Here is a 16355-nt window from a genome sequence, read left to right as displayed (position 1 = left end):
TCACGTAGAGCGGCTGGTGTCAGCTTGATTACTTTCCGGGCCGCTTTGGCTGCGTTAGGCGGGTTTGGGTGCAAGCCCATTCCCATCATTTCTCGCGTTACCTGTTGCGGCGTTCTTCACGCTCCCGTTGTCTCGACTTCCAAGGGCGCCTATGATGCCGGAAAGCCGTAAACAAGGCGTTCCTATGACGCAAGAAAAGCATAATGCCGCCATTCTGGGTGGGGGCAGTTTTGGTACCGCCATGGCCAGCATTCTGGCGGCCAATGGGCACAACGTAAACTTGTGGGTACGTGACCCGGAAACCGCCGCTGCAATCAATATTGATCGCGAAAATACTCGCTACCTCCCCGGTGCAGAATTACCGAAAGAGGTGACTGCCACGGATAGCCTGGAAGAAGCGCTTGGCGGTGCTTCCATGGTATTTGTGGCGATTCCGAGCAAGGCTTTTGCCGAGGTACTGGAACAGGCCCGTCAGTGGGTGCCTGATGAGGCCGTGGTGATCAGTTGTACCAAGGGCATTTATGCGGATGGCTTCTTGTTGATGAGCGAGCTATTGCATCAGTATTGGCCGCATACTCGTATCGGCGTGTTAAGCGGGCCCAACCTGGCCAAGGAAGTGGTTGAACAGAAGTTCACTGGTACAGTAATTGCCAGCCCGGATGAGACGTTACGGCAGACTGTGCAAAACGCCTTGAGCTGCGACTATTTCCGTGTATATGACAATCCGGATATCTATGGCGTTGAACTGGGCGGGGCCCTGAAGAATATTTATGCGGTGGCTTCCGGCATGGCCGCGGCGATTGGTGTTGGTGAAAACAGCCGCAGTTTTTTGATCACTCGAGCGTTGGCTGAAATGAGCCGTTTTGCCGTGAAGCTGGGCGCTAATCCCATGACGTTCTTAGGCTTGTCCGGGGTGGGTGACCTAATTGCCACCTGTACGTCTTCGCTGTCACGCAATTACCAAGTAGGTTTTCAGCTTGGTGAAGGTAAAACCTTGGAACAAGCCATAGAATGCCTAGGCCAGACAGCCGAGGGCATCAACACCATCAAGCTCGTGGCGGATAAAGCGGCAGAGTTGGATGTGTATATGCCGCTTGCCACAGCACTGTACAAAATTGTCTATCACGGTCAACCGCTGGAACTGATGATCCAGAATCTGATGAGCGGCGAATACAAACATGATGTGGAGTTTCAGTTGGGCGCGTTTACGTCATGAAGCTCTATCTTAGTCGGCATGGTCAGGCGGTTGCCCAGGCGGAGACCGATGCCCTGAGACCATTGACAGAAGCTGGACAGGCAGCACTGCTTTCTCACTGGCAATCGCTTCAGGAACGGGGTGTTCAGATTAGCGGATTGATTGTGAGTCCGTATCTGCGCGCTCAGCAGACAGCGGATTGTATTGCGCAGGTATACCCTGGTTTGCCCCGGCAGGAGTGCCCCTATCTAACACCGGATAGCCCCCCCAAAGCGCTGTTTGACTGGTTGCTAGCCAACCCGCCAGCGGCTGACTCGGTGTTGGTTAGCCATATGCCGCTGGTGTCGCAATTGACGGCAAGCTGGACGGGTGTGTCGGAACGGGTGGGCTTCAATGTGGGAACCGTGGCTTGTTTTGATGTGGATGTTACTGCCGCTGACGGCGCGCAATTGCTTTGGTTATGCAGCCCAGGCGAAGAGATCGCCAACCGTTAATCCGCCCTTCAGCACCCTTGGTAGTCCGTTCTGTACCATTCGCCGATGCTTGCTTTGCAGACCGGGCTTACTATCGTAGCCTGAATTCGGTGGCACATAGAACGCATGACAGGCTCCTCAACAGTAAATAGTGCCATCGGAACGACGCCTGAGGGGGGATGCACGGTGTCTCCTTGCACCGTGCGGCTTAGGCCGAATTGAGCACCAACTACTGGTTGGTGTTTTTTTTTATGTTCGTTCTATGGCCGCAGAATGCTTGGCTCTGGATGCGCTCACGACTGGGTAATCGATGTGCATTTAGTGCCACGTCAAGAGCAATCCGCTTTTGGGAAACCTATCTGAAGAACCTAGGAATGGGAAAGCTCGAGCCATCATTGCCGGTGGTGTAGGTGCTGTTCCTGTTGGGGTTCGTGTTGCTCGCTTTCTCTATGTTATACGGGTTATAAACTTTTGAGTGATGGGTCTTGCTCTTCCAGTTTCCACTGCTGAACAGCGACCTGATTTTTAACTTGCTCAAGAACGTCTAGCAAAGTGTCGCGAATCAACGCATCCAGCTGTTCGCCCTCGCCGCCCGCAGCGTCAATCAAGTCATGTAATAACTGCTCCAGTTGGGGGCGGTTGGCAGAGGAGGCCAGGTCATCCACCAGCTGATCCACGAAGGCGCTACCCGTTTCGCGTACTGCCTCGCCAAGTAGCGCGATGGCGCGGGGGCCCGCAACGGGAATGCTGGCAAGACGTCGGCCGGCTTGGGTGCGCACTAGGGATTCGTCTGTCAGGTGCGAGAAGTATTCGGCTAATTGATCGCGGTATTGGCCATGACTTTTTTGGGTTGCGTTGGCAATGCGCGCGGCGACAAAACTAACCAGTTGTTCTTTGCGGGGTACTAGGACCTGGGACTCAATACGGTGAAGCAGGGGGCTGCCACCCCCGATTTCACGCTGCGCGCCACTCAGCACGTTGATGACGACACGGTCGGATATTTCCTCCACAACAATACCGTAGTATTTGAGAATAGTTTGCCCCAACCAGGTCTGAGATAGATCCACGATGCCCATACGTTGTAGACGTATTAATAGGCTGATAACGCGCAGAATCCGCAGCCAGCGGAAGCTACCCACGGGAATACAGCCGAGCAGGTCATACCAATGGGCAAACGGATAGAAAAACCAGCGATGGTATGTGTGTCGGGCAATAGCAACAATCCAGCGAATGGTGAATTCCGTTAGGTAGACCGCCACAAAGCAGAGGTCGTAGAACAGAAAATCACTATGAATGGTGTCGCGATAAAAGTTGTGGAAAGCCGGTACCAGCGAAGCAAGAAAATCCTGAACAGGTGGCACCTGAAACAGCCAGTCAAACAGGATTAGGCTCAAATTGGCGATCACCAGCACAATCATGGCCAGGTCGATAATGAAACCGATGGTATCCAGGTTCGCTTTTAACTTTTCCGGGTGCAGCCTGACTTTCATGGAATAACCTGCTCAGCCGTTAAAACGTGCCCAGACCGGACAATGATCCGAGGGCTTTTCCATTGCGCGCATCTGATAATCCACACCGGTGGTGTCCAGCTTGGCCATCAGTGGTTCAGTAGCCAATACGGTATCAATGCGCAGGCCTCGGCGTGGCTCACGATCAAAGCCCTTGGAGCGATAGTCAAACCAGGAGAACACGTCGTCGGTGGTGGGATTCTGGTGTCGGAAGGTGTCAGTCAGGCCCCAGCCTACTAGGCGGTCCCACCATTCCCTTTCTTCAGGCAGGAAGCTGGTTTTGCCTTCGCGCAGCCAGCGCTTGCGGTTCGGCTCGCCAATGCCGATATCCAGATCTGTAGATGAAATATTGAAGTCCCCCATTACCGCCACTTGATCGCTGGGCTGATGGTGGGTGATCAGGTAATGCTGCAGATCTTCGTAGAATTTTTTCTTGGCAGGAAACTTTAACGGGTGGCCGCGGTTTTCCCCTTGAGGGAAGTAGCCGTTGAGTACTGTGATTAGGCTACCATCATTATGTTTCAGTGTGCCGATAATCATGCGCCGCTGCGCGTCTTCGTCGTCGGTGGGGAAACCATACTGCACTGATTCCAGAGGTTCGCGGGTAATCAGGGCCACCCCATAGTGGCCTTTCTGGCCAAAATAATAGGGATGGTAGCCCATATCCCGAACCGCCTGCTCTGGAAAATCCGGGTCGTGAACCTTGGTTTCCTGCAAGCCGATTAATGCGGGTTGGTATTTGTCGATCACCGCCTGGAGCTGATGTAGACGGGCACGAATACCATTGATGTTGAATGAAATCAGGGTCATAGCGCCTCCTTGGTGCCCGCATTGTACACTACCTTAAAAGTCGTTCATCGCGGATTTGATAGAATGATACGATTGGCGTGCCAGCCAGCCCCTTAGGCTTTTGTCCAGAGAGTCTGATGTCTGACAAAATCCTGGCGCTCAAGGTTTCTGCATGCGGTTGCTATTACTTTCTATGCCAAACCATGCCAAGACAGCCGAAAGCTTTAAACGGGCATCTAGTAACGCCTGCATGCATCTGTGCTGTCACGTATGGCGTTATCGGCCATGGTGTGCTTGTTGTTAGTGCCGTTAAGATGTGCCTTTTGCTTGGGCCGGATGCCTTGGCCCATTTGGAGATTTCATGCCTGAACAATCAGGTCGTCAGGTCCTTGCCTTCGCACATGCCAATGGCATACCTGGCCATAGTTACGACACCTTTCTTGCACCGCTGGCTGCTGAATATGAATTGGTAATACTGGACCGTGCCGGGCATGATCCAGCTTTTCCTGTGGATAGTGGCTGGCACAGTCTTAGCCTAGAGTTGGAAGCACAACTGGCACCATTGCCTAAGCCTATTGTGGGGGCTGGGCATTCATTGGGGTCGGTGTTGATGTATCTGGTGGCACAACGTCGCCCAGACTGGTTTTCAAGTTTGATTATGCTGGATCCACCAGTGATGAATGGACTGCCCGGATTACTGATTCACGCAGCGAAACTCACTAGGCAGATTGATAAAGTCACCCCGGCAGGGAAAAGCCTTGGGCGTCTTGATTACTGGCCGGATTGGGATTCTGTGGTGAGCTATTTTTCTTCACGAGGCTTGTTCAAGACATTTGATCCTCGCTGCTTGTCTGATTATTTGAACGCGGGTGTTGAGTCATGGGAAGGGGGATGGCGATTGCGGTTTCGGCCGCAAGTTGAAGTGGATATTTTCCGTCATACCCCCACCAATGTTACTCGCATGCCTCGGTTACAAGTCCCAGGGGCTATCGTCACGGGTAAAGATTCTCCTTCTCCTTTTCATGACTGCGGAAAACGCCATGCGAAGCGTCACGGCATGCTTCATCGTATTGCAGAAGGCTCGCACATGTACCCACTGGAAAAGCCAGAAAAAACGCTGGAGTTGTTCCGTGAGTTACTGAATGAATTGCAATCTAAAAAACGCTGAATCATGGATGCGATAGAAAGAAAGTTCAGTGTCTACGGGCAGACGATTAGCGCGCTGCAATGGCCTGGAGAGGTTGATAGAAATGACGCAGAACCTATCTTGGCCTTGCATGGCTGGTTGGATAATGCCGCGTCATTTGCGCCGTTGTCCCGCTTTATTCAACGACCGTTGCTGGCCATGGATTTTTCCGGCCACGGCCATTCCGACCATCGCCCTTGTGGCGTGGTTACCCATCTGGTGGATCATGTACGGGATGTACTGGCGGTGGTCGACCAATTAGGGTGGACGCGTTTTACCTTGATGGGACACTCCATGGGCGCAGGGATTGCCTGTCTGTTCGCCGCTGCCTGCCCTGAGCGAGTATCACGGGTAGTGTTGATAGAAGGGTTGGGGCCACCGAGTACTGATGGCAAGGATGTGGCCAGCAATCTTCGTAAAGCCCTGGATGATTCTGCATCCTTGGCTGGAAAGCGTAAACCGGTTTACGCCCATGTAGAGGATGCGATTGATGCACGTACAAAAGGGTTTGGTGGGTTGAACCATAAAGCCTCCGCGCTTTTGAGCGATCGAGGCTTAATGCCCGTGGAAGGTGGCTGGACCTGGCGCGCAGACAGCCGCTTACGGCTGACCTCGTTTCTACGCCTTACTGAAGAACAGGTGGAAGGCTTTGTCCGTGCGATAAAGGCTCCGGTATGCCTTATTATTGGTGAGCAGGGCATGGGCGGTAACGGTATGTTTGACCATCGACTGGGCTGGCTGAGTGGTGCCACCATTGTACGTTTGCCTGGGCGCCATCATTTGCACATGGAGGAGCCGCAAAGTGTTGCAGCCAGCATAAATACGTTTCTGGGTGAGACCGATGACCTTCTTTCAAGGGCTGGCGATGACTGACCAAAACCACCAGTACATGTATGCATATGGTTTTAATCGGTCATGGTGCTGGGGGGCTGTGTCGTTATCCTCAAAAGAAAACGGTGACAGCCCCAGGAGAGCGGTGCCATGAAAGTGATCGAAGCTACATCATTAGTGGATTATGTCGGCAAGGAATTGGGTGCGTCGGATTGGTTTCAGATCGATCAGGAGCGGATTAATGCATTCGCGGATGCGACTTTAGATCATCAGTTCATTCATGTTGATGCGGAGCAGGCCAAGAATACTCCCTTCGGTACCACTATTGCTCATGGCTACCTGACTCTGTCTTTATTGCCCTACTTGCAAGCGTCCATTGACGATTTTCTAATGCCCAAGGGCATGAAAATGGGCATGAATTATGGCTTCGACAAGCTACGCTTTATGGCGCCCGTGAAAGAGGGTAAGCGGATTCGTGCCTTGGCAACCTTGCTGGACGTCTCTGAGAAACGCGAAGGGCAGTGGTTGCTCAAGTTTGCGTTTACCGTTGAAATTGAAGGCGAAGAAAAACCAGCGCTGGCCGCAGAGTGGTTGCTGATGTATTTCGTCTAGTCTAGTTGTCATGGTATTCGCTTTGGGTTACTTGATTTCAAATCTCTTGCGGTCTGGTTTACGCCTGACCGCAACGCTTCTTTTTGTGAGTGTGTCGCCTCAATAACGTGCCTTTGATATTTTCCTGCTATTGTTGCTGCAAACTAGCAAGGCTGATGACCCGTAAATTCATCAGCCGTCGCATGCTAATGAGCCTTAGATTATGTGCTGTTCGGGAAAGCTATTGCCGCTGTTTTGGTATTAATGACAGGGCGTTTTGCATGGCGGTTCGACCTAAGCACTTACTGAAAAAACACTATTTACCTACCATTATGCGCGTGGGTTTTGCCAGCGTCGGTCTTGGCTTTGTGACTAAATGCTTGGATGTGCCCTGAGCACAGGTGCGCTGGGGCTTCTGGGAAAGGAATAGGTCATAATGGATAAGGCGTCCAAACCCTCACTGTTGTTTGTGGATGATTCTAAGGTAATGCGCCTTGCGGCTGACAAGATGCTCGGTAGAGAGTTTCGAGTCGAGGTGGCAGAAAATGGTCTCCAAGCTTGGACCATGGTATGTCACAACCCGTCCATCAGCGTGGTTTTTTCTGATCTGGCCATGCCGGAAATGGATGGTTTCGCGTTGCTGAAAAAAGTCCGCACCAGCGAGGATGAAGGCGTTGCTGGATTGCCGGTTATTATTGTTACCGGTGCAGAGAATGATGATGAAGCTCGGGCTGAAGCCCTACGGCTGGGCGGCACGGATTTCATCAGTAAACCGTTTAATTCCACTGACTTGTTAGCTCGTGCCAGAGCCCACGCCAACTACCAAAATGAGCGCAAGGAATTCGCCAAACAGGCGATGATTGACCCGCTAACCCGGTTGGGCAATCGCCGTTACCTAGTACATCGACTGCGCCAGGAGCTGGCATTGGCTGCCCGCCAGCAGTACAGGCTGTCAGTCGTGCAGCTGGAGATTTGCCAATTCAATCAACTTTTCGTTCAGCTGGGTAAAAAGCGCACGGATATGGTGCTTTTGAAGTTGGCTCAGTCCCTGCGTGGGGTGATTCGTAAGGAAGACTCTCTGGCACGTAGCAGCGTGGCGCAATTTACCGTGTTGTTACCCAGCGCTGGGCCAAATGGCGCCAAGCGATTTGTGGAGCGAGCATTGAAAGTCAGCGAGAGGCTGGCCTTCCAGTTTCGGGGCAAGGTGCAGCGGTTGCCGCTGACGGTCATTATCCATACCCCGGCTGTGCATGCGGGATTGGCGCCGCGTCAGGTACAACTGGCGTTGGAGGAGCAGTTAAAGCAGGCTAGAAAGTTGGGGCCAGGTACCGTATTAAGTGATGATGCAGATACTACCTTGTCGGTAGATGAATCTGCACCCATATTAACGATTGAGCAGGCACTGGTGCTGCTACGTGCCGGGAAACCTCGGGCAGTGGTTAGCGCATTGCCGGACTTGGAACGTCAGTTGGCACCGTTACTAGAACTGATGAAGCGCTCAGCGTCAGATCAGGAGGCAGTATGAAAGTTATGGTTGATCGCCAGTATCCCATCAGTGTGAATCGGCTTTATGAAGTACTGACAAGCAAGGCGTTCTACGAAACCCGCTATGAATGGAGCAAGGTGGATAATTATCGTTTTGGCGCCTTTGAAGACACATCACGGGGAATGTTGATTCAATTAATACAGCCAATTGCTATCAGCACTGACAAAGTGCCATCCATGGCCCGTCGTTTCTTACCAGAAAGCGCTGATTTGCTGACAGAATTTTTGTGGACGCCCCCTCCCATAGCAGGGCGATATCAGGCCCAATACCGGTTTGAGTTAGGCAATGTGCCCATAAAAATTGGCGGTGTTATGGTGCTGACCGGAGATGAAAACGAAGCGATTCAACACACGGAGGTGGAGATCAGCAGTTCCGTGCCGTTGGTTGGAAAAAAATTAGTGTCATTGGTGGCACCCAAAATTGATAATGCTCTGGCGAGTGATTACCGCGATACACTACGCTATGTAGAAACGTTCTGCTGAGTGTTGTAATTTTAAGCGATAGTTACCTTAGCGGCTTAGCAGGCTTCCAAGGGTCTGCTAAGAAGACTCCCCGGTTCCCTTACGGCGGTAGCGACGTCCTCGTTGCTGCATTTTTTTGTCCCATCGCTTTGTGAACCAACGCTTCAATCTCCATTGTGCCCGTGTGGATGCGCAGGGCGTATGCAGGGCGGTGGCCTCAGGTGTTTTTAGCATAGCCAGAATATCACCGCTCAGTGAAGCCGCAGTATTTAAACTGTCACGGGTTTTACGTTTGTAGCGGGCTTGGCTGAGCGGATCGGTAGCATCCAATTGTTCAGCTTGTTCCTGGTAGAGTGGTAGGGCAACTGCCCGGGCGTTCACTGGGCTGTTGGCCAGCTCGCTATTTAGGCTTTCGGTCAGGGCGATGATGGCCGCATAGGTCGCACTGCTTGCGGAGGTGAGTGGCCCGGGGAGTAGGCCGCAATCGGGCACCACATTAATAATGCTCCCATATCCTTGTTTTTTCATAGCAGTTAGCGCGCTCTGACTGCTGTTTACTACTTGCATCAACTGTTGGCTGGCCAGCGTTTGCCATTGCTGAGTCTGCGCCGCTTCAAAAGGCCCCACCAGCATATTTCCGGGTAAATTAACCACCACATCCAGCTGCTGCCAGCGACTTAGAACCCGGTTGACGGCTCGCTGAATGTCCCTCACTTCACCCGCTATTGTCTCGATAAATAGAGCTTCATGACCGTCTTCATGCAAGCGGCGGCACAGTGCGTTACCGGTATGGGTATCGTCGCTGGCGATCGCAATCCGATAGTGCCCGGCAGCAGCCTGTGCTAGAGCCAGACCTAACGGTGTGCAGCCTCGGGTAATCAGCAGGGTTGGGGATTGTTTCAACGTGACTCCAAATGTAATAACGGTAGAAAAAATATCCTTGTGAACAAGTGTTGACTTTCAGGAATGAAAAGTTAACATGTGTTCACTAAAGGAATTTGAGGGAGCAATTGTTATGACTTTATTCTCGCGTTTGTTTAAGGATATCCTGGCTTTGATTGTTGCTGTAGCGGTAACGATTCTCATCGTGGTGGCCGTGGAAAATAATGGCGACAACCTGTTCTGGGCTTTGTTGGCGTTTGTCTGCATGGTGCCTGTTATCGCCAGCGCAGCCGTTACCATTAAGCGCGATTGGGAGAGTAGCGGCGCTCCCGACGCATTCTAAGAGTGTTCGTTAACAGTTGCATCACCAGTTGAATGTACGTCTGTTGTCGTTACCTTCTCCATCTTGGAAACCGGTAGCGACAACACCGTTTCTTCCCCCTCGCTACGGGCGAGCACCACGGTTACCACACTATCTCCCCAGACGTTGACGGCGGTGCGGCACATATCCAGCACACGATCCGTTACCAGAATCAGTCCGATGGCTTCGGCTGGCAGGCCGATAGCGCCAAGGATCACGGTGATGGCCACTAAGGAGGCAGCTGGAATACTGGCTACGCCGATTGATGTAAGCAGGGCGGTAATCACGATCATGAACTGGGTGGCCAGAGACAGATCCATACCGTAAGCCTGGGCAATAAACATGGCTGCTACACATTCATATAGGGCGGTGCCATCCATATTGACGGTGGCCCCCAGAGGCAGCACGAAGCTGCTGGTGCGGGTTGATACGCCGGAGCGTTTCTGTACACATTCCATAGACAGCGGCAACGTTGCTGCTGAACTGGCCGAGGAGAATGCCGTGAGCAGCGCTGGCGTCATGGCTTGAATATGGCGAAGAGGGGAGCGTTTCGCGGCTAGCACGATCAGCAGCGGCATGAACACGAAAGCATGCAGAGCCAGGGCTACCAGTACCGTAAGAAAGAACCAGGCAAGCGGTTCGATGGCATCCATGCCAGTGCGAGTCACGGTGGCGGCAATAAGAGCGAATACTCCTAGCGGGGTAAAACGGATCACCAGCATGGTGATTTTCATGACCACCTGGTAGATCCCGTCGATGATATTGCGCAGACTCTGGCCAGACGATGAGCGCTCGGTGCGCAGAAAAAACCCAAACAGCAGCGAAAAGACGATCAGCCCGAGCATTTGCCCGTTGGCGGCAGCGGCGATCAGATTGGGGGGAAGCATCTGGAGTAGGATCTCGGTGAAATCACCGACGCCTCGGCCGTCGATTTTAGCTAGGGCGTCCTGGGTTTCTGTGGCCAAGCCTAGTAGATCTCGGGCGGGCTGACCATTGATGATTCCGGGAGTGAATAGATTCACTGCGACCAGCCCGATTAGCACCGCCACCAGGGTTGTGCTCATGTATAGGACGACGGTTTTCAAACCCATTCGTCCCAGGTTTTCGTCATCGCCAACGCCCACCATGCCGTTGATAATGGCGGTAACGATTAACGGAATGACCACCATCTTCAGTGCATTGATGAACAGGCTGCCCACCAGATCGTAACCGCTGATAATCGGCATTCCCAAGAGGGTGCTGGATTCCGCAGTAAAACTGCCGGCCAGAGTGCCGGCCAGCATGGCAAAAAATATCTGGTGATGTAATTTCATCATTTCCCCTGTGGTGCGAACCTCGGTCTCTTCAACTTCTGAGAGTACCTGATCCTGTGCTGTGTAACAGAGAGTAAGTCTACATCAGTGCCTGCAGCCCTTCGGGGTTATCAAGCTGGAGTAAGGTTGTCTGGTAGGCGCCCTTGAGCTGACGGTCAGCCTCCACTGGCCCCAGCCGCTGGCATAGCAGTACGTAGGTACGATTCAATTGATCGCGCAGGCTGGGCAGTGGCAGGGGGCTTAGCGGTTTGTCCGGTGCTTGTAGCCAGTATTCCATAGTGAGCCGAGTTTCTGTGCTAACACTGGCCTGTCGCAATTGCGTCCCTTGATCCACCTTCAATTGGCGGGCTGTCGGTTTGCCAAGTCTCAGCCAAAGCGCTTGAAGCAGAAGCTGGAAGGCATAAGTATAAGGGTGGGTGTCGGTGAGATTCTTGTCACTAATGGCCAGAGGGTCAGCGGCCAGTTCACTGTCGGAAAGCGTCATGGCTTGTACCAAACTCATATGAATGTGATGCCTACGCTCATTGAGATCGAACAGGCGGCATAGATCACTCACAAACCCTTGCAGTGAAAAACTTGGGCGCTGCGAATAATGCTGTTGCCAGTGGCTAATCGCTTCCCGTAACACGGGTTCATTCATATATGGTGTTAGGCCAGTAATGACGGCTCGCCGTCGACGCTGAACACTTTGCTCTATGGGCACGAAGTTCATGGCCGCGGCTCCTGACGGCTTGCCCTCTCTGCGCTATAATTTTCGCTGCTGTATAGGGTGTTTTGGGGGAATTCAGGATAGCCGATTTCAGCATGTTCGCTGAGATCTAGCCCTCGCTGTTCGTGCAGTGCGGGCGCCCTCAGCCCGGCTAAAATAGACACCAGCATGTACATGATTAATGCGGTAAAGAATGCCCAGCCAAATGCCACGACCACTCCCAGTAGTTGCACCATCACACGCTGGCTATTGAACAGATCGCCGTCGTAAAACAGTCCGGCGGCCAGGGTGCCCCACGCACCGGCAAAGGCGTGAACGGGTACCGCGCCCACTACATCATCCAGTCGAAAGGCGAGCAGAATGCGAGCCCCGAAGGCGGCTAGTGCGCCGGCAACCACGCCGGTGACAATGGCAAAGCTAGGGGTCATGACGTCACAGCCGGCGGTGACGGCGACCAGTCCGGCCAAGCTGCCATTCACTGTTTCCGTGAGCAAGATCGGGTGACGCTTGGCCATACGGAAGATAACACTGCCGACGGCTCCGGCGGCAGCGGCAAGTTGGGTGTTCAGGTTCACTTTGGCAATGTCTACGCTGGCCGACAGGGTTGAGCCGCCATTAAAACCAAACCAGCCGAACCAAAGAATGAAGCCACCCAGTGCTACGTAGGAAAGGTTGTGTCCAGGGATGCTGCGTGGGGTACCTTGGCTATCGAAACGGCCCAGGCGGGGACCGACTACCATGATGCCGGCCAAGGCGCACCAGCCGCCAATACTATGAACCACAGTAGAGCCAGCGAAATCAATAAAGCCCATTTGTGCCAACCAGCCATTATCGTTCCATGCCCAGTTGCCAAACAATGGATAGATAACCCCAGTAATGAACACCGCGCCACACAGGTAACCTGCGTAGCGTGTTCGTTCTGCCATTGCGCCGGAGGCGATAGTAGCGGCCGTGGCCGCAAACATAATCTGGAACAGGAGCATAGCCCAGGTGCTGCTATCTGCGTGGTTCAGCATGAACTGATCCTGTCCGAACCAGCCATTGCTGCTGGTGCCGAACATCAACCCAAAACCGACGGCCCAGAAAACCAGAGTGCCGACGCACAGATCCATATAGTTTTTCATCACTACATTCAGGGAGTTTTTCGCTCGGCTCAAGCCGCTTTCGAGCAGTGCAAACCCCGCCTGCATGAAAAAAACCAGCGCCGCGGCGATGGCAATCCACACAGTATCAGTAGCGGTGAGAGTGTCCGCATTGGCAAACTGGGGAATAAACAGCAGAGAAGCCCAGTGGTGGCGTCGCAGAGGCATGGTTATGAACCCTATTCATTATTGGTTAATGAAGCAGGTATGCAATCTCTGCGCCAGAATGTCGGGCGGTTGGGGGTGGCTCCTCTACTTCTTTATCATTAGTTTGTGCGCCATTTTGGTGCGCGCAAATGGAGGTGGTGCGCTCCGCGTTCTATGCGGTGGCGCTAACGAGCTGGCACATCTGTCGAATCAACTGGAGCTGGCGTTCGGAGACTTTTTGCACCGATAGGCGAGGCCGCACAACCAGTTCCATGTCCGCAAACTCTGGATGGTGCTGTATCTGTTTGAGTGTCAGGGGGTGCGGGTAGTGGCAGACATACTGTACGTCAGCCTGGTACCAGCGGGGATGATCCTGGCGGCTACGTGCATCATAGCCATCGCTAGCAGGGTCAAATTGGGTTGGATCTGGGTAAGGGTCGCTGGTAACGACGGCTTCACCAACAATGGCCGGGACTGCGCAACTGGAGTGATAGATCAGCACGGTATCGCCGGCCTTCATCTCATCGCGTAGGCGGTTACGGGCCTGATAGTTGCGTACCCCGTCCCAGCCGCTAGTGGCGTTTTTGCTGTCGCGCAGATCATCGATGCTGAACGCGTCAGGTTCTGTTTTTAATAGCCAGATGGGGCTCACTCCTGTAGGTGCTGTTTAAGCAGGCACTCCTTGGCCTGGGCTATGGTGTCGCAAATGTAAACCGAGAAGGTCGGTTTGTTAAGCTTTAGTAGCCATATTGTGAAAGGTTCGGTTGAGTGTGCTTCCAGCACAATGGCTTTGATTTGAGTGATTTGGGCGAAACCTTCACGGCAGGACGAAGTAAAGGGGGGGCATACAACATTATCGTAGTCACGCTGGTGGCGGTCTTTTTGCTGTAAGCGTGGCAGGCTTTTATAAGTGATTCTGTGCTAATCTTCAGCGCTTCTTTTTATTGGCGGCCGATAAGCATTAACCAGATAATCGGCTGGCCTGCCGGTGGAGATGGATGCGTGATCAGTTCGCAGCAACAGAATGAAGCGATTGCCACCCTGCAAACCGTGCGCGATTGCCTGCGTTTCGGGGAAAGCATGTTGCGCAGCGGGGAGGTGTTCTTCGGTCACGGTAATGATGATCCTTGGGATGAGGCGCTCGCCTTGTTGATGCACCAGCTGGCGCTACCGCTGAACAGTGACCCTCGGGTGCTTGATGCCCGTTTATTGCCCTTAGAAGTCAGTGGCTATGTGAGCCAGTTGGTGCAGCGTGTCAATCATCGGGTTCCTGTGCCATATCTGACCCACGAAGCTTGGTTCTGTGGCCTGCCGTTTTATGTGGATGAGCGTGTGCTGATTCCGCGCTCGCCCCTGGCCGAGCTGATCGAGCAGTCCTTTGCTCCTTGGGTGGATCCGGAGCAGGTGCATCGGGTGTTGGATTTGTGCACCGGCAGTGGTTGCATTGCCATTGCCTGTGCTTACGCCTTTGAGCATGCACGGGTGGATGGCAGTGATATCTGTGCGGATGCGCTAGCTGTCTGCAAAGAGAACATCGAGCGTCATGGTCTCGGTGAGCAGGTCAGGGCACTACAGTCCGATGGCCTGGCCGCCGTTGATGGGCCTTATGACTTGATCGTTTCTAACCCACCCTACGTGGACGCACAGGATATGGCGAGCCTGCCGGACGAGTACCGCCATGAGCCGGAGCTGGCACTGGCCTCGGGCAATGATGGGCTCGACTTCACTCGCCGGCTGTTGCTGGATGCGCCTGATCAGCTCAGCGAAGAGGGCGTGCTGATTGTGGAAGTGGGCAATAGCTGGGAGGCCATGTTGCAGGAATGGCCTCAGGTGCCGTTTTTCTGGTTCGAGTTTGAGCGGGGCGGGCACGGGGTATTCATGCTTAGCCGCCAACAGCTGCTAGAATACCGCGAACATTTTTAAGAACCCTTGCCCCCCGCGATGATCACAGTTGGGTATTGTCGGGACGTTAGGGCGCAGAGTCACAGCGGAGATACCGATATTTCCGCCCTACAGCAGAGCATTTGAGGAGCCCATGGCAGGCAATAGTTTCGGCGAGCGTTTCAAAATCACCACCTTTGGTGAAAGTCATGGCCCGGCCCTGGGTGCCATCGTGGACGGCTGCCCCCCCGGCCTGGAAATTAGTGAGGAAGACTTGCAGGTGGAGCTGGATCGGCGCAAACCCGGTACCAGCCGCTATACCACCCAGCGCCGTGAGCCGGATCAGGTGAAGATTCTCTCCGGGGTATTTGAAGGCAAAACCACCGGCACCACTATCGGCCTGCTGATTGAGAATACCGACCAGAAGTCCAAGGATTACTCCAATATTGCTGGCACTTTCCGCCCCGGGCATGCGGATTACACCTACACCCAGAAATACGGTTTCCGTGATTACCGAGGTGGTGGGCGCTCTTCTGCTCGGGAAACCGCCATGCGTGTGGCGGGCGGCGCTATTGCACGAAAGTTTCTGGAACAGAGGCTGGGAATTCGGATTTATGGCGGCTGCACCCAGATCGGTGATGTGAAAGCGGAGTCTCTTGACTGGTCGACGGTAAATAATAATCCGTTCTTTTTTCCGGATGAAAGCAAGGTGCCGGCGCTGGAAGATCTGATTAATGCCCTGCGCAAGGACGGCTCTTCCATTGGTGCGCGGGTGGAAGTGTTTGCCGACGGCGTTCCCCCAGGCTGGGGTGAGCCGGTGTTCGACCGTATTGATGCGGATCTGGCCAAGGCGATGATGTCCATTAACGCGGTGAAAGGCGTGGAAATCGGTGATGGCTTTGCTGTTGTGAACCAGCGCGGCGAGCAGCACCGTGATGAGATGACACCGCAAGGCTTTCTAAGTAATCATTCCGGTGGCGTGCTGGGCGGGATTAGCTCCGGGCAGACGATGCGTGTCGCTATGGCTCTCAAACCGACCTCCAGTATTCTAATTGCGGGCAAGAGTATCGGTTTGAATGGTGAAGCGGCCGAGGTGGTAACCAAAGGGCGCCATGATCCTTGTGTGGGTGTGCGAGCAACGCCCATTGCTGAGGCCATGCTGGCCATCGTGCTGTTGGACCATTACCTGCGCCACCGTGGCCAGAATGCCGACGTAGTGCCCCCTTTCCCGCCGATTCCAGGGTGAAGAACGTTTAACGGAGGCCAGACGCCAGACAAGGAAAATCAGCAAAAGCGCCTGAGGTAGAACGCTGTTTACACTGCACCGGCATTGGGCGCTT

General features: G+C 53.6%; 17 protein-coding genes. 10 read left to right on the top strand and 7 right to left on the bottom strand.

What is annotated here, in order from left to right; all coding sequences use genetic code 11:
* Positions 1–184 precede the first annotated feature (184 nt).
* Entirely contained in the window at positions 185–1216 is a 1032-nt protein-coding gene (locus tag AS19_RS07700; protein WP_011588769.1) for an NAD(P)H-dependent glycerol-3-phosphate dehydrogenase, read from the top strand.
* On the top strand, positions 1213–1689 hold the full coding sequence (locus AS19_RS07695) for a histidine phosphatase family protein (RefSeq protein ID WP_011588768.1): 477 nt from the start codon (positions 1213–1215) through the stop codon (positions 1687–1689). The genes AS19_RS07700 and AS19_RS07695 overlap by 4 nt, the downstream gene beginning before the upstream one ends.
* Before the next feature lie 440 nt (positions 1690–2129).
* Here the strand turns inward: AS19_RS07695 and AS19_RS07690 are convergent, their stop codons facing one another.
* Both AS19_RS07690 and xthA read right to left on the bottom strand, forming a co-directional pair.
* Positions 2130–3158: an ion transporter gene (locus tag AS19_RS07690; RefSeq protein WP_046961892.1), complete on the bottom strand. Its 1029-nt coding sequence runs from the start codon at positions 3156–3158 to the stop codon at positions 2130–2132.
* A 12-nt stretch (positions 3159–3170) separates the two neighbouring features.
* A complete protein-coding gene (gene xthA / locus AS19_RS07685) occupies positions 3171–3986 on the bottom strand; it encodes an exodeoxyribonuclease III (protein ID WP_046961891.1) in 816 nt (271 codons plus the stop codon).
* A gap of 340 nt (positions 3987–4326) precedes the next feature.
* Here xthA and AS19_RS07680 point away from each other — a divergent pair, with 340 nt between their 5' ends.
* The 5 genes from AS19_RS07680 (at position 4327) to AS19_RS07660 (ending at position 8601) form a co-directional block, all read left to right on the top strand.
* On the top strand, positions 4327–5133 hold the full coding sequence (locus AS19_RS07680) for an alpha/beta fold hydrolase (RefSeq protein WP_046961890.1): 807 nt from the start codon (positions 4327–4329) through the stop codon (positions 5131–5133).
* A gap of 3 nt (positions 5134–5136) precedes the next feature.
* The gene (locus tag AS19_RS07675; RefSeq protein ID WP_052753746.1) at positions 5137–6024 is read left to right on the top strand and encodes an alpha/beta fold hydrolase; all 888 of its coding nucleotides are present in this window, start codon (positions 5137–5139) and stop codon (positions 6022–6024) included.
* A 108-nt stretch (positions 6025–6132) separates the two neighbouring features.
* Complete coding sequence (locus AS19_RS07670; protein WP_011588763.1) at positions 6133–6594, top strand: MaoC family dehydratase; 462 nt, start codon at positions 6133–6135, stop codon at positions 6592–6594.
* 415 nt (positions 6595–7009) lie between these two features.
* Complete coding sequence (locus tag AS19_RS07665) at positions 7010–8098, top strand: diguanylate cyclase domain-containing protein (protein WP_046961889.1); 1089 nt, start codon at positions 7010–7012, stop codon at positions 8096–8098.
* Positions 8095–8601, top strand: a complete 507-nt coding sequence (locus tag AS19_RS07660) for a DUF2505 domain-containing protein (protein WP_011588761.1) — start codon at positions 8095–8097, stop codon at positions 8599–8601. Before AS19_RS07665 ends, AS19_RS07660 begins: the two co-directional genes overlap by 4 nt.
* Positions 8602–8658: 57 nt before the next feature.
* Here AS19_RS07660 and AS19_RS07655 read toward each other — a convergent pair whose 3' ends face one another.
* Positions 8659–9483 (bottom strand): SDR family NAD(P)-dependent oxidoreductase, encoded by an 825-nt coding sequence (locus AS19_RS07655; protein WP_046961888.1) that lies wholly within the window; start codon positions 9481–9483, stop codon positions 8659–8661.
* Between the two features lie 112 nt (positions 9484–9595).
* Between AS19_RS07655 and AS19_RS07650 the strand changes: the two genes are divergently transcribed.
* On the top strand, positions 9596–9805 hold the full coding sequence (locus AS19_RS07650) for a hypothetical protein (RefSeq protein ID WP_041704956.1): 210 nt from the start codon (positions 9596–9598) through the stop codon (positions 9803–9805).
* Here AS19_RS07650 and AS19_RS07645 read toward each other — a convergent pair.
* The 4 genes from AS19_RS07645 to AS19_RS07630 form a co-directional block, all read right to left on the bottom strand.
* The gene (locus AS19_RS07645; protein WP_231860740.1) at positions 9802–11139 is read right to left on the bottom strand and encodes a dicarboxylate/amino acid:cation symporter; all 1338 of its coding nucleotides are present in this window, start codon (positions 11137–11139) and stop codon (positions 9802–9804) included. The two genes, AS19_RS07650 and AS19_RS07645, sit on opposite strands and share 4 nt — an antisense overlap.
* 76 nt (positions 11140–11215) lie before the next feature.
* Positions 11216–11848: a hypothetical protein gene (locus AS19_RS07640; protein ID WP_011588758.1), complete on the bottom strand. Its 633-nt coding sequence runs from the start codon at positions 11846–11848 to the stop codon at positions 11216–11218.
* The gene (locus tag AS19_RS07635; protein ID WP_046961886.1) at positions 11845–13155 is read right to left on the bottom strand and encodes an ammonium transporter; all 1311 of its coding nucleotides are present in this window, start codon (positions 13153–13155) and stop codon (positions 11845–11847) included. The genes AS19_RS07640 and AS19_RS07635 overlap by 4 nt, the downstream gene beginning before the upstream one ends.
* A gap of 151 nt (positions 13156–13306) precedes the next feature.
* A complete protein-coding gene (locus AS19_RS07630; RefSeq protein ID WP_011588756.1) occupies positions 13307–13786 on the bottom strand; it encodes an EVE domain-containing protein in 480 nt (159 codons plus the stop codon).
* A 350-nt stretch (positions 13787–14136) separates the two neighbouring features.
* Here AS19_RS07630 and prmB point away from each other — a divergent pair, with 350 nt between their 5' ends.
* Positions 14137–15057, top strand: coding sequence for a 50S ribosomal protein L3 N(5)-glutamine methyltransferase (gene prmB, locus AS19_RS07625; RefSeq protein WP_011588755.1), 921 nt, complete (start codon positions 14137–14139; stop codon positions 15055–15057).
* Between the two features lie 112 nt (positions 15058–15169).
* A complete protein-coding gene (gene aroC / locus AS19_RS07620; protein ID WP_011588754.1) occupies positions 15170–16261 on the top strand; it encodes a chorismate synthase in 1092 nt (363 codons plus the stop codon).
* The last annotated feature ends 94 nt before the right edge of the window (positions 16262–16355 follow it).

Origin of the sequence: Alcanivorax sp. NBRC 101098 (assembly GCF_001010505.1) — a bacterium.
GTDB lineage: Bacteria > Pseudomonadota > Gammaproteobacteria > Pseudomonadales > Alcanivoracaceae > Alcanivorax > Alcanivorax borkumensis.
The sequence above is the reverse complement of the archived record's forward strand: the minus strand, read 5'-3'. Positions and strand labels throughout refer to the sequence as shown.